The organism is Bacillus sp. S/N-304-OC-R1 (assembly GCF_019749375.1).
In the GTDB taxonomy this organism is placed as follows: domain Bacteria; phylum Bacillota; class Bacilli; order Bacillales; family Cytobacillaceae; genus Cytobacillus.
Map to the genome: position 1 here is coordinate 1 of NZ_JACWFE010000009.1, position 19,933 is coordinate 19,933.

Genomic DNA, 19,933 nt, shown 5'->3' on the forward strand with positions numbered 1-19,933 from the left:
TTTTTTAACTCTAACTTTTGGGGTGCAGCACCCTGCCATCCTTTTGTTAATTTAAAAACGTTTCTGGAATGAGTTTGAAGCCTTCCACTAAAGTATCTTCATCGACTTCAATTAGTAGACAGCGTTTGCCATTAAAATTCACCTGTCTAACATATTTTAAATCCTGTGGACTAATAGAAATGTTGGCTACTTTTGTGTTAATCTTGATCGATTTTGCATTATACTTTGGCAAAATACTGCTTGCTTTCAGTTCATACTTCTCATCGTCAATGACTCTTTGGAAAGCCATTTCTACCTTTTCCGGATTAACATCCTCTACCCCGCTGACCTTGAGAACTCGTTCAACATCCTTGTAATCGAGTTTAGGTGTATCTTCCTCTTCTTCTTCGTCCATCATTCTGTTAATTTCTTCATACACATTCGCAATGGTTGTCGCATCTAATTCATCGCCAGCTACTACTTTCACAATCTCCTCAAACACAGCCTTATCTTCTAGAGCCGTCATAATCTCTTCACCATTCAAAACATTCTCAATAAAATGATAATCCGGCTGGTTTGGCTTTCCTGCTGAATAGAGAACACGATTTACATCAGCTGAATTCTCCGTAAAGCTTGGATATAAAAAGCCCGCTACAGGTGACGTTAAGTTAATAATGGAATCGACGATAATGCTAGACTTAAATTCCTTTTCAATATAATCAAACATCAAGGATCTCTTAGGCTGAATTGTTTGATTGATGCTGCACAGAATAAATGGTGTTGTATACACCTCGTCCCGATCACTTGTTTCCGCTTCTTCATTGCTTCTTCTTGTCGGCTTAAAATATGTTCCCCGAATAAACGTTACGACCATGTCATGCTCATATTGAACATCCTTAAACATCTTCTCAACCATTTGCAGCATATACTCTTTCCAATCTTCCACATCACCGGACTGCAGCCCATCATGAAGAATAAACCGACTATGATTTTCAGCCTCACGTTTAAATTTCACCTCAAAGAGCTTCACATCGATTTGACCTGTCAGCACCTTTTTGAAGTTGCTCATAAACAACTCCTGCTGCTCCTGATCCAGCATGCCAAACGGATGGCTCTCCTCATGATATATCTCACTACTCTCCTTCCTGATATACACATTAAAAATGTCCGATATTTTCAATAAATCATTATCAAGCTTAAATTGTTTCCGAATGTTTGCTATATCCTTTTTATTCATCTAAAAAGTCCAACTCCTACGTTGTTTAGTCTATTAGTAAATTATAAGCAATCCCGTTCTATTAGGGAATGAGTAAAAAGTAGACACCATTTTATTTCGTGGTTTATGTAATAAAAAGAGGAAGAAGAGGAAATTCTCTTGATATCGGATTGGTAATTTATTTTTTGGTGAGATTTAGTTTTGGATTTTCTTTGAATTAGGTTATTAGTTAGGTTTGAGTGGTCAGGAATGGAACCTTTTCAATAAATGAGTTAGCGGACGGATTTAACTGACTTGCAACAGAACCTGTCTACTAAAATCACTTATCGGACAAGGTTGACTCTCTGAGAACAGAACTTGTCCAATAAAATCAGTTATCGGACAAATTGGACTCCCCGGGAAAGGAACTTGTCCAATAAAATCAGTTATTGGACAAGTTGGACTCCCCGGGAACAGAAGCTGTCCAATAAAATCTCTTATTGGACAAGTTGGACTCTCTAGTAACAGAACCTGTCCAATAAATTAATTTATCGGCAGGGCTCCCCCAGGGACCATAACCTGTCTAACCATACAGTCCTACTCCTACTTCTTTCAGTGAAAAAGTAACTTTACCGATACTCTTTTCCCCCACCCCAAATTTCTCTTCCTCCTGTATGGCCCGTATTTTGATGAATATCTTCATCTACTAATTGCAGGACACCCGGCTGTTCGTTATGATGCCAGACATAACCATCTGGAGTTACTCCGTTTTCTAGTCCTCGTATATCCTGAGAAGATAAACCTAACTCTCTCGCTAGACTAGGATTCTCTTGAATTGACTGATATAAAGTCTCGTTTGCTATGCTAAAATGGGTATGGTCACTTTCATAATACAATTCCTCGGCTAAAACAACACTAAACTGGGATTGGAATACAGGGAATGTACCTATTTGATGGTCGCCATTAGGTAATTCGATCATCTTTTGTTCGAAAGGTACGCCTGTTTCAGAATGCTCTAATCCATTTAAATGACTATTTCTCGTATCGATTTCTTCGGCCTGGATCAAATCAGCCCCGTCAATAATATCAATAACCCCAACAGCAAAAGTGGTTACAGCAGCTACCTTGCCAAGATTTTTAACACCATTCAGAATTTGTTCCCTATCTTTATTTTTCAAACCTTGTAATGTGAGTCCAGCACTTTTTGCTGTATATTTAATGCTGGAGCCAATTCCTTTAACAGTACGACCTGACGAATCCTTTATATCATTCCAGCCTCTATTTTTATGGTAATCGTCTTTTTTGACTACACCATACACACCGCGAACAGTTCCATCCGCAAATTGTGTAACGGAATCCACTGCACCTCTAGAGGCATCTACAACACTATTACCTACATCTTCAAGATATTTTCCTAGTTCATCGTTCCTAATAGACACTGCTTTACTGACAGCTTTTACTCCTGTTTTAGCTGCTCCCCCTACAACCGTATTTACCACTTTTCCAATCTCACGAAAAACGACCATTGTGCACTCTCCGTTAACTAATTTTAGGATAATTGTACCATATTTATAATTTTTGAAGGGTAAACGAAAAAAGGAAAAGTGCTGTACGCACTTCTCCTAATCTTAGATTCTTTAATTATTCCCAGGAGTCTTCTTCCTCACAACATCAAATAGCCCCGATCCGATAATGTCAAGCGCAGACTGCATTCTCTCAACAGAGATATTATCCTCAATGGTATCCTGAGGAGTGTGGTAAACTTTTTCGATATGGTAGACGAGAGGGTCCCAGCTGTCGATTCCCATCCAGATAAATAGTGCTGCCGGAATGCCTGCGCGGTGGAAGTACACGTGGTCACTGGAACCAAAGGTGCCTGGCAAAATATCAGAGTTTCCTAGTCTGGCACCTGCAGCAACTGTAGAATCTGTCACAATATTCGTGCTGCCATCGACAGTCATCGCATAAAGATTTTTCGCTTTATCATAATTCGTTGCTACCATATCAGGGACAAAAACAGCTTCAATTCCATCCCTTTGTTCCTGCGTTAACTGCTCAACATAATATTTAGAGCCTAGAAGGCCTCTTTCCTCAGAGCCGAAAGCAATAAACTTCAATGTTTTATCCGTGTTATAGCCCTTGTAAACGCGAGCAAGCTCTAGCATTAAGCCTACACCAGAAGCATTATCATTAGCACCAGGTGCACCTACAACACTGTCGTGATGGGCGCCAAGAATAACTTCTTTCACATTCTTATCCTTTGATTTTGCTTCCTTTGTGCAATTACATTTACGGATTGAAGGTTTGAAAAGTGCTCAGCTGATAAACTGATCTCTACAGTACCTTTTTCCATTTGTTCCTTTAGCCATTCTCCTTGAATATATGCAGCTCCAAAGACAGGAACATCATATTTAGCTGCTAAACTTGGGTTAAAGGATTGACCGTAATTTCCTCGGCTGCCTACTAAACTCTGAAGAATAACACCAGATGCGCCAGCTTGCACTGCACTCCCTACCTGGGCACGATAATCAGCTGTTGAAGCTGCCCGTGCCATTAGCACAACTTTTCCATTAACATCTGAAAAATCGCTGGCACTTGTTCCGCCTTCAACATATACAACCTCTGCTTTTACTCCGTTATTACTAATAACACCATTAGGAGCAGCTCCCATTTCCCAAACAGAACCATCAGAAAATGCAACATTCGCTATGTACTGGTCTGCTACTGGAAAGTATTGATATTCCACATCATATCCGTAGCTTTTTAGTGTTTTTGCAATATAATCAGCTGACCTTTTCTCAGCCTCTAATCCGCCTGGTCTTGTCCCAATCTCCTTTGATAAATATTTAATGTGTTCAATGGCACGTTCAGCGTCCACTCTTGCTACTATTTTTTGATCTTGCGAATACGTCGACTTTCCTTTTTCTCCCTCAACCGGTGCAGCATACCCTACTGAACTGAAAGCTAATGAAGCTGCTAATAATGACGCTAATACTTTTGGCATTTTATAATTCCTCATCATCCGAACCTCCTATTTAATAGCATAATCTTCGTAAATTTAGTATAGGCGGAACATAATTTCGAGGTAAGAGGATTAATTCATAATATTCCGATAATTTTTAGTGCTTTTTATTACCTAGACTAGATTTGTATATATTCACCCCCCGACTAAAATTAGTTAAAATTTTGAAAAAAATCAATTGTTAGCTTATTATTATTTTAATACATATAAGGAGAAATCTTATGAAAATAATAAAATCTAATCCTAATAATGTTGCTCCTCCAATTGGTCAATATCATCATGTAACCGTTGTTCCTAGAAATGCTGAACTCATCGTTATATCCGGTCAAATCGGAAATGACAAGGACGGAATACTGCCAGCTGATATTGAAAGCCAGTTTGCCAACGCACTCGAAAATATTAAATCTATTTTAAAAAGTGAAGGTATTGGTGCGGAAAATGTTTTTAAAATTAACTTTTGGTTTACTGAAAGTATCAATAGGGAATTTTATTTAGAAAAATGGAGTGAATTTCATAAGGAATCCCCGCCTGCAACAACACTCGCATATGTGCAAGCTTTAGCGCGTCCGGAAATTAAGGTGGAGGTAGAAGCGTGGGCAGCAAGATAACGGGGGAGATTCCCCCTATCCTACCATAATTTTGATTTCTTGAATAAGCATCTGTACACGATTAACATAGTATTCTCGTTTTAAAGAGTCTGGTACAAACGTGGTAAATAAGATCGCTAGCATTAGTGCAGTATCAAGTCTATAAATGTTTTGTATCAATCCATCCGTTCTTTCTAGAATAGAAAGATCCCTATAACCCTTTAAAAACTCTTCTACATGTAATTCCTGAGACTCTGAGATTCTCATCAATTCCATTATCGGATTGCCTATAAAAGCATTATCCCAATCTACTATTGCCTTTATATGCCCTTGTTTTCCTATTAAATTTGGATGTCTTATATCAAGGTGGAGAAGACAATCGTTAATTTGGGACGAATTTAAAACTCTTTCAAGCTCCTCAGTGCTCGGAATCAAAAAATCTTGTTTCATTAAACCTCCAAGTGTTCCAGCCCGGCTAGTGATTCGCTTTGAAATAATACTTGGTAATGATCGTCCATCCTGACCAATAATAGAAAGTCCATCTATTGGTATATGGTGCAATTGAGATGTTAGTTCACCAATTGCAAAGGAGGATATTTCCTTATCATCCCCATCAATAAAATCAGAAACTAGAAAATTAATATTTTCACTTAAATAAAGCTTATGAACTTTTGGAACAGGAAGGTGATGTTTGAAGCAATGCTCTGAAAGTGCAGCTTCTTTTTTCAAAGATAATATGGCGCTCGATTCCTTATCCATCATTTGCTCTTCGGATCTCCATGGAATTCTCACAGCAAGCCTTCCTAGGTTTTTTTCTTTAACAAGGAAAACGGCGTTTATGACCCCATTTGCAAAAAATGAAATTTCATCTATTGCCCAATCAAATTTATTCCTTAGAACATGATGAATACTAGCTTTTAGTTCTTCTATTTGTAAATTTGTTAATGTCATAGTATTAGTCCTTTATTGCAAATTAGTTAATGTCCCCTAAGTACACCGGAGACTTAGTTGAAGCAGTTAATAAAAATTTGCTTAATTCCCGAGGATAAATTCGATATTGAGGTAAATCATTGATTAAGATCCACTCTATCCCAATTTGATGACTATCCGGATTAGTAGGCTCAAAATGTTCACCATTCCCATCTTTAATCGTACAATCAAAGTAAAATTCAACCTGATGAATATTAAAATCTATTGATGAATGCTCGTGATTTTTTCCGATATATTCCCGTACATGAAGAAGTTCACCAACTTCAACATTGGCCCCAATTTCCTCTACACATTCTCTAATTAAAGCATTTTGAAGAGTCTCCCCATGCTCCTGACCACCGCCGGGATATAAATAAAAATACCCTTCATCATCTCTATTTTTCGTAAGCAATATCTTGTCTTCTTTGATGATAATTGCTTTTGCAGAATTACGTATATTCATATATTCTCAAGCACCCTTTAAATGGAATTTCAAGACCTATTAGAATCTTATCATCTTTTCAAACAATGTAATATACTTCCATTAAGAATATAGTAAATTTTCATACGAAGAGAGACATGAATTGCACTTGGACGCCCTCGTCTCTAGATTTTACATACGAAAGGTGCCATGATCCTTCCCAAGGCACCTTCTATTGGTTCCTGAACTGTATGGAAAACTTAAATACTCCGTTCCCTTATCTTCCTAACAATTTCCTCTTTAAATTCTGCGATAGCAGCACTTTCAGATGTTTGATCTCCATATTTCCTAACATTTACTTCATCATGACTCACTTCCTGATCTCCTATCACCAACATATAAGGCACCTTTTGTATTTGTGCTTCTCGCATTTTATATCCAAGTTTTTCATCTCTATCATCAATCTTTACTCTTACTCCCGCTTCCCTTAACTGTGATTGTATTTTTAGGCAATAATCCAGATGAACACGGGAAACTGGAATGATTTGTACTTGAACAGGGGCCAGCCAAACAGGAAAGGCTCCCGCAAAATGTTCAATTAATATGCCGAAGAATCGGTCAATGGAACCATAAATCGCGCGGTGAATGACAACTGGGCGAACCTTTTCATTGTTTTGATTCACATAGCTTAAATCAAATTTTTCTGGCATCTGGAAGTCGAGCTGGATTGTTGCGCATTGATGACTGCGTTTTAAGGCATCTTTAATATGAAAATCGATTTTCGGACCATAAAATGCTCCATCTCCTTCATTTAGCTGATAAACAATGCCTAAATCCTCAAGCACCTTCTTTAAAGCTCCTTCAGAAACCTCCCAAAGACTATCTTCACCTAATGAATTTTCAGGCCGAGTCGATAACTCCACAGAATACTCGAAGCCAAATGTACGATACACTTCGTCGACTAGCTGAAATACATGCTTAATTTCACTTTCAATTTGATCCTCACGTACAAAGATGTGAGCATCATCCTGGCAAAAAGTCCGGACCCGGAGCATTCCATTTAAAGCACCACTGAATTCATGACGATGCACTTGCCCAAACTCAGCCAAGCGAATCGGCAAATCACGATAAGAGTAAAGGTTATTTTTAAAAATCAGCATATGCCCTGGACAATTCATTGGCTTCAGAGCAAACTTTGCATGATCGACCTCAGAGAAATACATATTTTCATGGTAATGATCCCAATGCCCTGATTTCTCCCATAATTGCTGATTCATCATAAAAGGTGTACGGACCTCATCATAATAAGCCTTACTCTGAAGTTCTCTAGAAAAATTTTCTAGCTCATTTCGAATCAATTGTCCCTTCGGCAAATAAAATGGCATCCCCGGCGCTTCCTCAGAAAACATAAATAACTCTAATTGTTTCCCCAATTTGCGATGATCTCTTCTAGCCGCTTCCTCTAAAAAATGAAGATGCTCATCTAAATCCCTTTTTTGTTTAAAAGCAATACCATATACACGTTGGAGAACTTCATTTTTGCTGTCACCTTTCCAATATGCACCTGAAACACGAGTTAACTTAAATGCTTTTATGAAACCAGTTGATGGCAAATGCGGTCCACGGCATAAATCAATAAACTCTCCTTGCTGGTAAAGAGTGATCTTTTCATCTTCTGGAATCCCCTTCAAGATTTCGATCTTGTATGGCTCACCTTTTTGAATCAATAATTGCTCTGCTTCTCCATAAGAAACCTCTATACGTTTGATTTCTAGATTTTCCTTGATGATCTTTTCCATTTCTTTTTCAATGGCTGGAAGATCCTCTATAGTTATGCTATTCTCCGACTTAAAATCATAATAAAAGCCGTCCTCAATAACAGGACCTATTCCTAATTTCACATTTCCATAAATCCTTTGAACCGCTTGAGCCAATACATGTGCGGAAGTATGCCTTAAAATGTCTATACCCTCTTCAGATTCAAGAGTAAGAATGGACAATTTACTATCATGCTCCAACCCGAAGCTTAAATCTACAAGCTGCTCGTCCACTTTCCCAGCTACTGCTTTCTTTTTTAAACTGGAACTAATGAATTGGGCAACACTTCCAACTGTAATGCCTTTTGGAAACTCTTTTATACTTCCATCTTGAAATTCAATTTTTATTAATTTTTCACTCATTTTAAAACACTCCTTTTTTTTATATAAAAAAACACACCCATCCCTGTGCAAGGGACGAGTGTGTGATATACCCGTGGTTCCACCCAATTTCCCATAAGTAAAATTCTACTTTTGGCTTTGGTGCTGTAACGTCGCAGAAACGATATCAGCTACTTTTGTTCACTGACATAGCTCGAAGGCGGTAAATTATTTCCCTAAGCTAGGAAGTTCGCAGCATCCTTCCCTCTCTGAAAACCGTAAAAATAATTCATGTCCTTGTCTTCGCTTTGTATATTTAATTATAAAAAAAAACGCACTCATCCCTATGGCAAGGGACGAGTGCGTAATACCCGTGGTTCCACCCAATTTCCCATAAGCAAACTTTCACTTATGGCTTTGGTGCAATAACGTTGCAGAAACGATATCAGCTACTTTTGTTCACTGATATAGCTTAAAGGCGGTAAATTATTTCCCTAAGCTAGGAAGTTCGCAGCTGCCCTTCCCTCTCTGAAAACCGTAAAAATAATTCATGTCCTTGTCTTCGCTTTGTATATTTAATTATAAAAAAAACGCACTCATCCCTATAGAAAGGGACGAGTGCGTGTATATACCCGTGGTTCCACCCAATTTCCCATAAGCAAACTTTCACTTATGGCTTTGGTGCAGTAACGTTGCATGGACGGTATTGGCTACTGTCAGTTCACCAATACAGCTTAAAGGTGGTAAGATGCCTTTCTGCGTTAGGAAGATTTCAGCAGTCCTTCCCTCTCTGGAAACCGTAAAAGCAGCTCATGTCCTTGTCATTGCTTGGAAATTAAATTGTTATTTTTTACATACTACAATATTTTTTTTAGAAAAGCAATCACTATTTTTAATCCCCAAAAGCAAATATCAGCTCAGTCTCACATACTAGTTCCCCATCAACTGTTGCGATTCCCTTCCCCTTTCCAATTGGACCCTTTAAACGGGTAATTTCAACCTGAAGCAGAAGCTGGTCACCTGGTTTAACTTGCTTCTTAAATCGGCATTTGTCGATTCCCGCTAATAAACCCAGCCTTCCCTTATTCTCTTCTTTTGTTAGCATGACAGCTGCACTGACTTGTGCTAACGCTTCAACAATTAACACTCCAGGCATTACAGGATAATCGGGAAAGTGTCCATTAAAAAATTCCTCATTGCCTGTTACATTTTTTAAGCCAACTGCCCTTTTTCCTTCCTCCAATTCTATTATTTTGTCAACAAGAAGAAATGGATAACGGTGTCTAATAATGTCCTTTATATTTTGAATATCAAGCATTAAAAATCCCTCCTCAACATATTTTAACACTTGGTACTAATATCTAGTAATAATTACTAGATATTTTTTCTATATAGTAGGGAATTAACCTGTTTCTCTCGAAATACTCTATACAAGAAACGAATAAGGAGGAGCTACAGTGGAGCAAACAATTTTTCAACATATGGACACGGTACGCAGTATTACAGAAAAGGCCATTTCGAAAATACCTGAGGAATTGGCAAATATCATTCCAAAAGGGTTTAATAACAATATCCGCTGGAATTTCGGTCATATTGCTTTTGTTCAGGAAAAGATTGTTTTTGAAATTTTAGGAGAGGAAAAAAACGTGCCAAATGAGTACGAAAAGCTATTCGGAGCTGGTACCAAACCAGCTCAGTGGGATATTCAGGCTCCAACACTTTCAGAGATTGCCATCGTCTTAAGTGAACAAAAAACGAGAATAAAAGAGTTCCTGCCTGGCAGATTGCACGAAAAGCTGTCAACTCCTTTTACAAACAAATCCGGTATCACTTTTTACACGGCGGGTGAAACATTTTTATTTAGTTTTTACCATGAGGCCTTGCATATGGAAACAATAAAACAAATCCATAGAGCCATATCTTTAAATCAGTGATAAAGCAGAAGTTCATCCTTCTCTTGCTTTACGAAAGGAGGAAATTCTGAACATACGTTAAAAATTTTTGAGTTGCGGGAGAAACATTTTTCATTGAACTGACAGCAATACCAAGGGTACGGAAAATGGGCTCATCCATCTTCTTTATATGGATATTGCGCTGCTGTCCTCGGAGAACGAGCTCAGGAAGTATACTAATGCCGAGTCCCATTTCCACCATAGCCATAATAGCGTAGTCATCTCCCGCAATGAATTTTGCTTCTGGTTTTATTGCAGCCCTTTGGAAAACACGATTAATATCGTCATCTCCCCCTTTGCGAGGCATAATAAAAGGCTCACCCTTAATTTCAGATAATGAAATAACCTGCTTAGAGCTTAAAGGATGGTCTAGAGGCAGTAAAATGTGCATCTGATCTTGGTGTAATGGAATGGTCTCAATTTTGCCTCGAGCAGGAAGTGAAAGAAATCCGCAATCAATATCTCCGTTTAGAATCCATTCCTCAATTTCCCGATAATCTCCTTCAGCCAGATGAATATCGATCCCTGGGTAATCCTGTTGAAAGCTTTTAATAATTCCTGGCAGCCAATGGACTGAAACACTCGTAAAAGTACCAATATGAACGGTTCCCGTCTCGATTCCATGAATAGCAGCAACCTCTTGTTCTAAATGCTCATTCCATTTCAAAATTTCTCTAACCGTTTTGATGATCTGTTCTCCGTTTTTCGTTAATCTGATGCCTGATCGTCCCCTCCTAATGAGCAAAAAGCCAAATTCCTCTTCTAGGCTATTGATGATATGACTGACTCCCGATTGTGTATAGCCTAGTGCTTCCGCTGCTTTTGTGAGACTTCCATACTTGACCACATTCATGAATACTTTGTATTTACTGATGCTCATAACTAACCTCTTTTTCCATTAGTTTTCCTCATGTTTAACATTAAAAACATTCGTTTTACTTGTGCTTATAAGCTTAGTATACTTTATTTACAAACTGGAGGGGTTAATGGATGAATGCGTTTAAAGCCGATGTAATGATGGTATTGGTGACTATTTGTTGGGGTTCATCCTATCTTTTTATGAAAATGGGATTGGGTACCATATCCGAATTCAATTTAATAGCTCTACGGTTTGGAATCGCTTTTTTACTAGCAGCAGCATTATTTTTTCGGCGACTTAAGTTTGTCGATTGGAAAACAATAAAATATGCCATGCTTTTAGGATTTATCCTTTTTCTTGTCTTTGTGACACTTACATATGGATTAAGGACGACTGCAACATCGAATGCAGGATTTTTAGTGAGCTTGACGGTCATCTTCGTCCCTCTTTTAAGCTCCCTATTTATGAAAAGTACAATAAAAATTAGGTTGAAGATTAGTATTTTCATGGCCTTAATAGGAATTGCCTTTCTTACGATTCAGCTGCCATTCCATATTTCATCGGGTGACCTGCTATGTGTAATGACTGCCGTTTTTTACGCATTACATATTATGATCGTTGGCCACGCCGCCCATAAAGTGGATTCTATTAATCTAGGTATTATCCAGCTAGGGTTTGCAGGATTATTTGGCTTTATTTTTTCTCTTATTTTTGAAGATCCAACATTTCCAGCAACTAAAAGCAGCTGGATTGCCATTCTTATGCTGAGCATTGTATGCAGTGCCTTAGGCTTCGTTATCCAAACTGTTGCCCAGAAATATACATCTCCAACAAAGACTGGGCTTATCTTTTCATTAGAACCAGTATCTGCTGCTTCTTTTGGGTATGTTTTTGCACATGAAATTATGAGCGGAAAGGAGATTTTTGGTGCGCTTCTTGTATTATTCAGTGTTTTTTTCGTAACTGTTAGAGGAGAAAAAGAAGTAAAGATACCTATAAAAGATACCCTAGGTGGAGAAAAAAGGTTGCCTCATTAAGAAGCAACCTTTTTCTGCCTATCAATAATGACGAATCTCTATTCCCTTACTATATACTTCATGAGCCAAGCGAACATCGGAAACAGCTAATTGTGCATACGTGACATTTTGCTTTGGATTAAATTTATTATTACTAGCGGACAATAAATCTAATGAATGGGCTAATGCAACAAATCCAATGTTCTCTTTGCTGACATCTTTTGCATCTGCAAAATTAAGCTGGTAGATTCCCTGATTTTTTGCTGCTTGCTCAAGGCCTAATGTTCGTACATACCAGACTGCTAATTCCTCTCTTGTCAGAGGCTTATCAAAATCAAAGTTATCCTTATCTTTTTTGAGGATGCCCTGAGAAACAGCCCGTTCTACAACTTGATGCAAAGCGTGTTCAGGATTAATATTTTTAAATGATTGAACCTTATTTCTTTGACCAGAATAATAATCAGGATAGATCCATGTAAGTGATTTCATGATAATTTCAATAGCTTCACCTTTTGTTATCTGTGCATCAGGATCAAACTTTTTTACATCCTCTACTTTTAAAATCCCAGTATTAATCAGATGATTAAGTTCTTTCTCTGCCCAAGGATGCGAAACTACTTTTCTATCATTTCTTTCATCTAAGAAACTTTCCCACTCACCTGTTTTTGCATTTAAAAAGCTAAATGGGATATCGGTAAACTTTGGTGAATATACAAGATGATAATGTTTGTTATCCTTTTCAGCTCCTACTTTAGTGTAATTAAGGTCTAGAGCCAGTTGCTCAGTATACTTCTCCAATGCTTTTTCCTTCGTAATAATCTTTTCAATAGAAGGCCAGTCTTTGATATCTGAACGATAAACATTCAAACCTAGTAAAGAGCCATCCCCAGAAACACTTACTGAAATCTGGTCTCCACTTACAAGAATGTCATTTTCGATTCTTGGAAAGCTGAAATAATATACGCCTCTTTCAGTTTCATAAATCGATTCTTCACTAACCATTGCATAATTATAAAGATGCGATGGTGCGTATTGTTTTAAGTATTCCACTGATTTTTTCAGAGCCTCATCACTAGAAATCTGCTTATCTTGTTTTCCTTCTTTACCTGTTCGTTTAAGAAGCTCCGTTTTAAGATCATTATATTGGACAATCTCACCTGTATGTTTATCTAATTCCAAGTTCGTCCCCGATCCGCCATTACGGGATTCATACATATATTGAATGCTAATAACTTTTGCCCATTATGATTTTTTCGTTCATCTACTGATTCAATTCTCAGTTTATACTCATCTGAATCAATAGCGAGCAGTTTTTCAGCGAATTTCTTCGCATCCTCTAATGAAATTTTTGATTGCTTAGGAGGGATTGGCTCATTTACAATACGCTCTAGTTTATTCTCTTTTGGAAGCTCCGAAGAGAAACCTTTTGCCGTACGCCAGTCACCGGTTAAAGCATGTACACCATGTAATTCGCTTACTGGTAGATAGACAAGATTTACCTGACTTTTTCCTGTTTTATAGTCATGATGAATGGCATATCTTAAATCTACCGAAAGACTCTCTTTAATCTTTGAAATAATGTCTTTCTCAGATAAAACCTTCCCTGCATCATCATATGTATGAGATCCAGTTTCCCCTAAATTGCGATAAAAATTACTAACCATTCCATTTCCGAGCACTGTTATTTGAATTTGCTGGTCTGTGACTGGAATTTTATTCTTCATTTTTACAAATGAAAAAGAATAGCGAATTGGTTCTGTCAGTATTTGATACCCTGGAAAGAAATCATTATGTTGAGCATCAAGCTGGTATTCACTGCTTTCAGGAAATTTTTTCAAAAAGGCCATCGCAGCTTCTTTTGCTTTTTCTTTTGTTATTTTTGCAGGGAATAAAGCATCTGCAGCGTCTGCAGGCTGATAGCTAAATCGTTCAATTTCTAAAGACTCCCCAAAAAAGCCAATATTTCCATAAATACTCTTCCCATTTATATTTTTATGGAAACTTAAGTCATAACGGAGCGTATCATCATCAATGTAGTAATGACCACTATACATATGGAAATCATTATCATCTAAAAAAGTAAACTCGTTAGGGAAAAATTGCTTAAATTTCTTAATGAGTTCGCTTTTGGTTACTACCTTTTCAGCCTGAGCTATTTGTATTTTTACTTGATTTCGCTCCCCATGTACAAGCGATTCCGCGTTTACTCCCGGTGCTAATATTCCCATCGTTAAACCAGTAGACAATGTTAATATTCCTAGTTTTCTTAAATTCTTCAAATCATCACTCCTAATATTTGGTAACAATTCCTATTATATACCATAAATACCAGAATTGTATAACAAATGTAGTGAATCAGGAGAATTTTTAGTGTAATTCATAAGGTGGAAAATCCATAGTATTTGAAACCTTTAAACTTTTATAACGTATGCATTTACAAATACTGGTTTTAAGATGAATCGTAAATTTGGAGGGGTTAAGATGAAAAGACATATATCTGCTTCATTAATTGTATTTATCATTGAATTCAGTTTATTTATCGGAATCTCGTTCTTTTTCAATACAAGTTTGGCAGATACATTGTTTTGGGGATCTACAATTTTTGCCTTTTTAGCCTATATATTCAGCTCGAGTGGTGACGCTTTAACAAAAGGCTCTGAACACGCTACATTTCACGCTTTCTTAGGAGCATATACCCCAAAGCATGAGAAGCTAGCATTGAGAATTGGGCCATTTTTAACAGGATCTATAGTTTGTTTAGTAGTATGCTGGGGATTATCATTTTTTCTCTAAACAATCAGCAGATCAAGTTAATTGAGAAAAATATTGATATCACCTATCTTTTCTCATCTTCTATCTGCAATTTATGTTATATTCTGATTTTTAAGGTTAAAATATAATTAAGACCAAACACTATATACATATTGAATAGTGGACAAGTCCAAATTTATTAGGAGATGAGAAAATGTCGATAAAGGTTATTCCGTATTTAGTAATGGATGGAAATGCGAAAGAAGCGATCGATTTTTATGAAAAGGTATTTGATGCTAAGATTTTAGGCATTGTCACGTTTGGTGAAATGCCTGCTAACCCAGAATATCCACTGCCTGAGGAAGCAAGGGATCTTATCGCACATGCAACTATTAAAATTGGAGATTCAGATATTATGTTTTCGGATACTTTCCCTGGTCAAGCACATCAAATTGGAAACCAAGTAACCATTTGTGTTACCTCAAATGACCCGGAACAATCTAAACAAATTTTTGAATCCCTTCAGCAAGATGGACAAGTAAGCATGCCACTTCAAAAAACTGACTTTAGTCCTGCATATGGAATCATAACTGATAAGTTTGGTGTTATGTTCCAAATTTATACAGAATCAATGCACCAATAATATGCCTCGGCTTGGTTCCAGTGACCAAGCCGTTTTAATTTCTACACACATTACTCCACACGAATTAAAAACTAAAGACCATTTAGTAAGCAGGCGGGATTATACCTGAAACCAGTAGAATAAACAGCACTAAACCAATTAAGAAAAAAATCATCGAAGCAGTAAAGATAGGTCCCCTTCTAAAGACAAATGGCTCTCTTTTTTGAATGATCCCTGTTTGGGCACTGACTTGCGAAGAACTAAATCCAGAAATTGCTCCTCCGCTGCTTGAAAAGTAAAAACTAATAGCAGCAAAAGCCATGCCAGTGAAAAACATGACCTCTATAAATCTTACAGAGAATTTGGAGGCAACAAAAAACGTTATAGCTGTTTCTATAGCAAAAGTTACAAGTAAAATGATTAATTTTTTCGCGCGAATACCCTTCTCCCCCTTTAAAAGGCTATCTGATTATATTTATATATTACACTATTTTACAATTATCCCATAAATTAAAACGCCGAATGAATAATTAACCATTTTTTGAAGGACAATAATGAAAAAGGAGTGATACATATGAACAACAAGATCATTATTGAGGAACTGAATACTTTATTAAGAGGTACGTATATGGGCATTCGTTCCTTTGAACACTATATTGAGAAAGTAGGCGATACGGATCTGAAAAGACAATTCCAATCTATGCAGCAGGAAATAAAACATAATGCTCAGAAGCTTTCAGAACGAATTCAGAATTTAGGCGGGATTCCTGCTGATAGTGAAGGGGTTTCAGGATCTATGCATAGCTTCATGCACAAAATGATGCTAGAGAATGAGCGTAATAAAATGATTGAAGACGCAATTAAAGGTTTAGAAAACTATGGTGTCCAATATTCAGAGGAGCTTGTTAGAGGAGATTTAGATCAGGAGAGCATGGAGATTGCTGAAGATGTTATTGATACGAGCAGGAGACAGGCGGAGGAGTTAAAGCGATTATTGCACTAATGGCGATTATAAAAAAAAGATTAACGCCCATGTTAATCTTCAATTTGGCCTACATTTTGCATTTTATAGAGGGGCAACAAGTGGTACTCAAAACTTAGTTCCTCTATTTTGTGCCCTCCTTATAGCCTATGTGAATCTTCCAAAGAAGAGTAAATCATAATTTACTAGTCTTAATAAATCACTTCAATAATTTCCCCTTAAAATCTGGGCTCAGCTCACTCCACACATCAAATAGATTTCCATCTAAATCAGCAAAAACAAAATTCCTTCCAGCATGGCCTCGGTTTTCAATTTTACCAGCTTTTATTCCTTTCTCTAGAAAATCCTTATGTATTGCTTCTAATGCCTCTATACCATTTACTTCAAATGTCATTGAAAATCGTTCTTTTCCATAAGCATCAATAAAATTTGAGCTTTGGTTAGGTGATGATTTAACGAGAAAAAAGCTTTGATTGGCAAACCCCAAAATTGCTTTATCCTCATCTTGGTAATTTAGAGAAGCATCCAATTTACTTACATACCATTGGGCTGCGAGATCGACATTTAATGTCGGAATATAGGTTGTGCCAACTCTTAATAATTCTTCTTTCATAGGATTCCCCCCCTAATTATGGATTTATTTGTATTTCGCTATTTGCTGTATAAATCCTTCAAAATATTATGCATGTTCTATGCTAAACTATTGAAAAGTAGGTTGACGGGAGGCTTTATGAAAAGATTAAAACGCATTTTTAAGGGATTTTCTATTTTTATCGTGATTTTAGCAGCCTTTATGTTTTTCAATAATAGTTCCTTTTTTACAAAAGACAGTGAAAATGTTCCTTTCCTGTTAGCTCATAGGGGAATGGGTCAAACTTTTTCAATGGAAGGGATCACTGGAGATACTTGTACTGCTGAAAGAATATTTGCTCCGGAGCATCCTTATTTGGAGAACACTATTCCATCAATGGAGGCAGCCTTTAAAGCTGGAGCTGACATGGTCGAATTAGATGTTCAGCCAACAAAAGATGGCCAATTTGCTGTTTTCCATGATTGGACTCTAGAGTGCAGGACGAATGGAAAAGGGGTTACCAGAGAATACACAATGGAAGAACTGAAACGATTAGATATAGGATATGGTTACACGGCTGACGCTGGAAAAACATATCCCTTCCGCGGAAAAGGGGTTGGCTTAATGCCTTCGCTTGATGAAGTGCTACATCATTTCCCTAAAGCCGAATTCTTAATTCACGTGAAGAGTAACGATCCCGCTGAAGGCGTTCAGCTTGCGGAATATCTCGGTAAACTGCCAAAGGAACGATTAATTCAGTTTACTGTTTATGGTGGTGACGAACCAATTTACTCGCTTCAAGAGGCTTTGCCTAATCTTCGAGTCATGTCGAAGGCGACCTTGAAAAGCTGTATGCTTCCATATATAACTATCGGATGGACTGGCTATGTTCCTTCATCCTGTCATCATACGCAAATTCACCTACCGGAGACGTATGCCTCTTGGATGTGGGGCTGGCCTGTTAAGTTTATTAATCGGATGGATGGAGTGGACACTCGAGTCATTTTAGTAGCTGGTGATGGCGGCTGGTCAGAGGGCTTTGATGGAGAACAAGACTTGGAACGTATCCCGAAAAAATTTCATGGCGGCATTTGGACGAATCGAATTGATATTGTTGCGCCAATCATCAAATAAAATTAACTCCCCTCGAAAACTGGTTTTTTCTTGGGGAGTTAATTTATGTCTACTCAAATTCGATATCACAATTACCCCTTTTTCTTTAGCCATTCTTTATATTCTGGTAAGGTATATTCATCTGTTTTGACAATAGTCCATCTATTAGTCTGTTTCTTTACATACAGTTCTATTAAATATTCCCCGCCAGACTCTTCAAAATCCTTTCTTAAAAAAGACATACTCCCATGAACAAGAACAATGGATTCATGATCATTAATGTTTTTTACTTTCATTCGCTCATAACTTTCAATAACGAAATTCGCATCGATGAAATCAAAGCCATTATTTAACGTTTCAACCTCATATTTTTCAGCATTAATGCCTTGTGTGGGATCTGAACCCTTCCTTAATTCTGGATACTGGTCCCACAAAATATTTATATTATTTTTAATAACCGCTTGTGTTCGATAATACATATACTCTGTAACAATTTTCGAATAGCTCATCCAGTCAGAAGGCTCTGGCTCTGCAAATCCTGCATGATCTCCTAGCTGGTTCGATTTTACTGAGCTTTCCTGCTGACATCCTGTTAAAATTAGTAAAACTATATAAAAGACTAATTGAATTTTCTTCATAACACACCCCCAACACACTAGACGTGTTTTATTTCCAAAAGTTTCAATTTTTGACTTAACCCTATAGAGAAAAGAGGAACTTCTGAAAAAATATTGAAGTAATATATAAACTAATTAAAGGAGTGAAAGAGTTGATTGCGAAAGAACGTCCCTTACCTATTAAAATTCTAGCAACAGAAGCATTACTAAGACGCCTCCCAGACGATGTTGAAAATCAATTATTAATTGAAAAAGATTTGGCCATCCGCAAAGCTGGCCGCCGTGGTGAAGAATCGGCTGACTACTACGTACACAAGCTCCCCGACAAGGATTTTACCATTTTTCATGACCTCCGATTATCAAATGGACAAGACTTCTTCCTAATTGATACCCTCATCATTACACCAACATTTGCTCTTATTCTTGAAATTAAAAACATTTCTGGAACCCTCTACTTCGATTCCAAATTCAAGCAGTTGATCCGTTATAAAAATGATCATGAGGATGGTTTCTTAGATCCAATCTCCCAAGCTGAAAGGCAAAAAAGAGAATTGGGGAATTGGTTAGCAAAGAAAAACATCATACTTCCTATTGAGTTTCTAGTGGTTATCAGTAATCCATCGACGATTATCAAAACAGATCCACAAAATTATCGGGCCTTTAAGTATGTATTACATGCCCATGAAATCATTGAAAGGGTGGGGAAACTAAAAACGACTTATAGAGAGGAAAAGCTTGCAAAAAGAGATATTCAGAAATTGGCTAGAATTCTTATTAAAAATCATACTCCTGAAACCTTTAATATTCTGGAATACTATAAAATTTCTGCTGACAGCCTAAAAAAAGGGGTTCAATGCTCAAAATGCAAGATTGGAATAATGGAACGTATATATGGTCAATGGCAATGTACTGTATGCCAATATAAGGATAAAGCGGCCCATCTGAATGCATTAATAGACTACCGACTTTTAATAGGGACTTCTATTACTAATGGGCAATTCTGTTAATTTCTGCAAATATCTTCTCCAGATGTAGCCAAAAGACTGCTTAATTCAATGAAATTACCCTTCTCAGGCTGTTATAAAGGTCGAATTTATCATCTCCATACACTTTTGGATGAGGATAAGTATCATATACGC

The 19,933-nt window shown here is 37.2% G+C and carries 20 protein-coding genes, 1 pseudogene and 3 other annotated features; of the genes and pseudogenes, 8 read left to right on the forward strand and 13 right to left on the reverse strand.

The window, feature by feature from the left end:
• Window positions 1-46: 46 nt before the first annotated feature.
• The 3 genes and pseudogenes from H0173_RS08585 to H0173_RS08595 all read right to left on the reverse strand — a co-directional run bounded on the left by H0173_RS08585 (window position 47) and on the right by H0173_RS08595 (window position 4,193).
• Window positions 47-1,216: a DUF4317 domain-containing protein gene (locus H0173_RS08585; RefSeq protein ID WP_221845943.1), complete on the reverse strand. Its 1,170-nt coding sequence runs from the start codon at window positions 1,214-1,216 to the stop codon at window positions 47-49.
• 587 nt (window positions 1,217-1,803) lie between these two features.
• On the reverse strand, window positions 1,804-2,700 hold the full coding sequence (locus H0173_RS08590) for an HNH endonuclease (RefSeq protein WP_221845944.1): 897 nt from the start codon (window positions 2,698-2,700) through the stop codon (window positions 1,804-1,806).
• Between the two features lie 111 nt (window positions 2,701-2,811).
• Window positions 2,812-4,193, reverse strand: a pseudogene (locus H0173_RS08595) (M28 family metallopeptidase).
• A 224-nt stretch (window positions 4,194-4,417) separates the two neighbouring features.
• Here H0173_RS08595 and H0173_RS08600 point away from each other — a divergent pair.
• A complete protein-coding gene (locus H0173_RS08600) occupies window positions 4,418-4,804 on the forward strand; it encodes a RidA family protein (RefSeq protein WP_221845945.1) in 387 nt (128 codons plus the stop codon).
• Window positions 4,805-4,819: 15 nt separating this feature from the next.
• Here the strand turns inward: H0173_RS08600 and H0173_RS08605 are convergent, their stop codons facing one another.
• The 4 genes from H0173_RS08605 to fabZ form a co-directional block, all read right to left on the reverse strand.
• Window positions 4,820-5,734, reverse strand: a complete 915-nt coding sequence (locus tag H0173_RS08605) for a phosphotransferase family protein (RefSeq protein ID WP_221845946.1) — start codon at window positions 5,732-5,734, stop codon at window positions 4,820-4,822.
• 22 nt (window positions 5,735-5,756) lie between these two features.
• The gene (locus tag H0173_RS08610; RefSeq protein WP_221845947.1) at window positions 5,757-6,215 is read right to left on the reverse strand and encodes an NUDIX domain-containing protein; all 459 of its coding nucleotides are present in this window, start codon (window positions 6,213-6,215) and stop codon (window positions 5,757-5,759) included.
• 218 nt (window positions 6,216-6,433) lie between these two features.
• Entirely contained in the window at window positions 6,434-8,353 is a 1,920-nt protein-coding gene (gene thrS / locus H0173_RS08615) for a threonine--tRNA ligase (RefSeq protein WP_221845948.1), read from the reverse strand.
• A gap of 47 nt (window positions 8,354-8,400) precedes the next feature.
• Window positions 8,401-8,624: a binding site (T-box leader), on the reverse strand.
• A gap of 36 nt (window positions 8,625-8,660) precedes the next feature.
• Window positions 8,661-8,883, reverse strand: a binding site (T-box leader).
• A gap of 35 nt (window positions 8,884-8,918) precedes the next feature.
• Window positions 8,919-9,145, reverse strand: a binding site (T-box leader).
• Window positions 9,146-9,203: 58 nt separating this feature from the next.
• The gene (gene fabZ / locus H0173_RS08620; RefSeq protein ID WP_221845949.1) at window positions 9,204-9,629 is read right to left on the reverse strand and encodes a 3-hydroxyacyl-ACP dehydratase FabZ; all 426 of its coding nucleotides are present in this window, start codon (window positions 9,627-9,629) and stop codon (window positions 9,204-9,206) included.
• Between the two features lie 139 nt (window positions 9,630-9,768).
• Between fabZ and H0173_RS08625 the strand changes: the two genes are divergently transcribed.
• Entirely contained in the window at window positions 9,769-10,245 is a 477-nt protein-coding gene (locus tag H0173_RS08625) for a DinB family protein (protein ID WP_221845950.1), read from the forward strand.
• A gap of 28 nt (window positions 10,246-10,273) precedes the next feature.
• On the opposite strand, the gene H0173_RS08630 is transcribed toward H0173_RS08625, so the two are convergent.
• Window positions 10,274-11,143, reverse strand: a complete 870-nt coding sequence (locus H0173_RS08630) for a LysR family transcriptional regulator (protein ID WP_221845951.1) — start codon at window positions 11,141-11,143, stop codon at window positions 10,274-10,276.
• 110 nt (window positions 11,144-11,253) lie between these two features.
• On the opposite strand from H0173_RS08630, the gene H0173_RS08635 reads away from it, so the two are divergent.
• Window positions 11,254-12,159: a DMT family transporter gene (locus H0173_RS08635; RefSeq protein ID WP_221845952.1), complete on the forward strand. Its 906-nt coding sequence runs from the start codon at window positions 11,254-11,256 to the stop codon at window positions 12,157-12,159.
• Between the two features lie 21 nt (window positions 12,160-12,180).
• Here H0173_RS08635 and H0173_RS08640 read toward each other — a convergent pair whose 3' ends face one another.
• Together H0173_RS08640 and H0173_RS08645 are read right to left on the reverse strand one after the other, a co-directional pair.
• On the reverse strand, window positions 12,181-13,317 hold the full coding sequence (locus tag H0173_RS08640) for an S-layer homology domain-containing protein (RefSeq protein ID WP_221845953.1): 1,137 nt from the start codon (window positions 13,315-13,317) through the stop codon (window positions 12,181-12,183).
• Complete coding sequence (locus H0173_RS08645; RefSeq protein ID WP_221845954.1) at window positions 13,308-14,417, reverse strand: YcdB/YcdC domain-containing protein; 1,110 nt, start codon at window positions 14,415-14,417, stop codon at window positions 13,308-13,310. Before H0173_RS08645 ends, H0173_RS08640 begins: the two co-directional genes overlap by 10 nt.
• Window positions 14,418-14,619: 202 nt before the next feature.
• Between H0173_RS08645 and H0173_RS08650 the strand changes: the two genes are divergently transcribed.
• Window positions 14,620-14,931 (forward strand): hypothetical protein, encoded by a 312-nt coding sequence (locus H0173_RS08650; RefSeq protein WP_221845955.1) that lies wholly within the window; start codon window positions 14,620-14,622, stop codon window positions 14,929-14,931.
• A gap of 172 nt (window positions 14,932-15,103) precedes the next feature.
• On the forward strand, window positions 15,104-15,532 hold the full coding sequence (locus tag H0173_RS08655; RefSeq protein ID WP_221845956.1) for a VOC family protein: 429 nt from the start codon (window positions 15,104-15,106) through the stop codon (window positions 15,530-15,532).
• An 82-nt stretch (window positions 15,533-15,614) separates the two neighbouring features.
• On the opposite strand, the gene H0173_RS08660 is transcribed toward H0173_RS08655, so the two are convergent.
• On the reverse strand, window positions 15,615-15,848 hold the full coding sequence (locus H0173_RS08660) for a hypothetical protein (protein ID WP_313770622.1): 234 nt from the start codon (window positions 15,846-15,848) through the stop codon (window positions 15,615-15,617).
• Between the two features lie 237 nt (window positions 15,849-16,085).
• On the opposite strand from H0173_RS08660, the gene H0173_RS08665 reads away from it, so the two are divergent.
• Window positions 16,086-16,514: a DUF2383 domain-containing protein gene (locus H0173_RS08665; RefSeq protein WP_221845957.1), complete on the forward strand. Its 429-nt coding sequence runs from the start codon at window positions 16,086-16,088 to the stop codon at window positions 16,512-16,514.
• Window positions 16,515-16,692: 178 nt separating this feature from the next.
• Here H0173_RS08665 and H0173_RS08670 read toward each other — a convergent pair whose 3' ends face one another.
• Window positions 16,693-17,106, reverse strand: a complete 414-nt coding sequence (locus tag H0173_RS08670) for a VOC family protein (protein WP_221845958.1) — start codon at window positions 17,104-17,106, stop codon at window positions 16,693-16,695.
• 117 nt (window positions 17,107-17,223) lie between these two features.
• Between H0173_RS08670 and H0173_RS08675 the strand changes: the two genes are divergently transcribed.
• On the forward strand, window positions 17,224-18,198 hold the full coding sequence (locus tag H0173_RS08675) for a glycerophosphodiester phosphodiesterase family protein (protein ID WP_221845959.1): 975 nt from the start codon (window positions 17,224-17,226) through the stop codon (window positions 18,196-18,198).
• Window positions 18,199-18,269: 71 nt separating this feature from the next.
• Here the strand turns inward: H0173_RS08675 and H0173_RS08680 are convergent, their stop codons facing one another.
• Window positions 18,270-18,815 carry a hypothetical protein gene (locus H0173_RS08680; protein WP_221845960.1) on the reverse strand — a complete coding sequence of 182 codons (546 nt, stop codon included), beginning with the start codon at window positions 18,813-18,815 and terminating at the stop codon, window positions 18,270-18,272.
• 131 nt (window positions 18,816-18,946) lie between these two features.
• Between H0173_RS08680 and H0173_RS08685 the strand changes: the two genes are divergently transcribed.
• Window positions 18,947-19,801 carry a nuclease-related domain-containing protein gene (locus tag H0173_RS08685; protein ID WP_221845961.1) on the forward strand — a complete coding sequence of 285 codons (855 nt, stop codon included), beginning with the start codon at window positions 18,947-18,949 and terminating at the stop codon, window positions 19,799-19,801.
• Window positions 19,802-19,933: the final 132 nt, after the last annotated feature.

Coding starts and splice junctions, on each gene's coding strand:
- H0173_RS08585 (WP_221845943.1), bottom strand. CDS start 1,216: ATGAATAAAAAGGATATAGCAAACATTCGGAAACAATTTAAGCTTGAT.
- H0173_RS08590 (WP_221845944.1), bottom strand. CDS start 2,700: ATGGTCGTTTTTCGTGAGATTGGAAAAGTGGTAAATACGGTTGTAGGG.
- H0173_RS08600 (WP_221845945.1), top strand. CDS start 4,418: ATGAAAATAATAAAATCTAATCCTAATAATGTTGCTCCTCCAATTGGT.
- H0173_RS08605 (WP_221845946.1), bottom strand. CDS start 5,734: ATGACATTAACAAATTTACAAATAGAAGAACTAAAAGCTAGTATTCAT.
- H0173_RS08610 (WP_221845947.1), bottom strand. CDS start 6,215: ATGAATATACGTAATTCTGCAAAAGCAATTATCATCAAAGAAGACAAG.
- thrS (WP_221845948.1), bottom strand. CDS start 8,353: ATGAGTGAAAAATTAATAAAAATTGAATTTCAAGATGGAAGTATAAAA.
- fabZ (WP_221845949.1), bottom strand. CDS start 9,629: ATGCTTGATATTCAAAATATAAAGGACATTATTAGACACCGTTATCCA.
- H0173_RS08630 (WP_221845951.1), bottom strand. CDS start 11,143: ATGAGCATCAGTAAATACAAAGTATTCATGAATGTGGTCAAGTATGGA.
- H0173_RS08635 (WP_221845952.1), top strand. CDS start 11,254: ATGAATGCGTTTAAAGCCGATGTAATGATGGTATTGGTGACTATTTGT.
- H0173_RS08650 (WP_221845955.1), top strand. CDS start 14,620: ATGAAAAGACATATATCTGCTTCATTAATTGTATTTATCATTGAATTC.
- H0173_RS08655 (WP_221845956.1), top strand. CDS start 15,104: ATGTCGATAAAGGTTATTCCGTATTTAGTAATGGATGGAAATGCGAAA.
- H0173_RS08660 (WP_313770622.1), bottom strand. CDS start 15,848: ATGTTTTTCACTGGCATGGCTTTTGCTGCTATTAGTTTTTACTTTTCA.
- H0173_RS08665 (WP_221845957.1), top strand. CDS start 16,086: ATGAACAACAAGATCATTATTGAGGAACTGAATACTTTATTAAGAGGT.
- H0173_RS08670 (WP_221845958.1), bottom strand. CDS start 17,106: ATGAAAGAAGAATTATTAAGAGTTGGCACAACCTATATTCCGACATTA.
- H0173_RS08675 (WP_221845959.1), top strand. CDS start 17,224: ATGAAAAGATTAAAACGCATTTTTAAGGGATTTTCTATTTTTATCGTG.
- H0173_RS08680 (WP_221845960.1), bottom strand. CDS start 18,815: ATGAAGAAAATTCAATTAGTCTTTTATATAGTTTTACTAATTTTAACA.